The organism is Salmonella sp. 5800, from assembly GCF_046558195.1.
GTDB classification, from domain to species: Bacteria; Pseudomonadota; Gammaproteobacteria; order Enterobacterales; family Enterobacteriaceae; genus Salmonella; species Salmonella enterica.
The window spans coordinates 1-383 of record NZ_JBGDOX010000037.1 but is presented as its reverse complement, the minus strand read 5'-3'; the positions used below and the strand labels follow the sequence as shown (position 1 = coordinate 383).

Genomic DNA, 383 nt, shown 5'->3' with positions numbered 1-383 from the left:
AATTTGAGAGACTCACGAACAACTTTCGTTGTTCTGTGTTTCAATTTTCAGCTTGATCCAGATTTTTAAAGAGCAAATATCTCAAACGTGACTCGTAAGTCAGTTTTGAGATACTGATGGCAACGCCTTTCACACATTACCGCGCAAGTGGCGTCCCCTAGGGGATTCGAACCCCTGTTACCGCCGTGAAAGGGCGGTGTCCTGGGCCTCTAGACGAAGGGGACGTATCAGTCTGCTTCGCAAGACGCCTTGCTATTTATTTTTCATCAGACAATCTGTGTGAGCACTGCAAAGAACAGTTCTTTAAGGTAAGGAGGTGATCCAACCGCAGGTTCCCCTACGGTTACCTTGTTACGACTTCACCCCAGTCATGAATCACAAAG

At 46.7% G+C, this 383-nt stretch carries 1 tRNA gene and 1 rRNA gene; both read right to left on the bottom strand.

Features of this window, described 5'->3' with window-relative positions:
* Nucleotides 1-148: 148 nt before the first annotated feature.
* Nucleotides 149-224: transfer RNA gene (locus ACLJZ5_RS22105), tRNA-Glu, on the bottom strand.
* Nucleotides 225-309: 85 nt separating this feature from the next.
* Nucleotides 310-383, bottom strand: a 16S ribosomal RNA gene (locus ACLJZ5_RS22100); the annotation flags it as partial.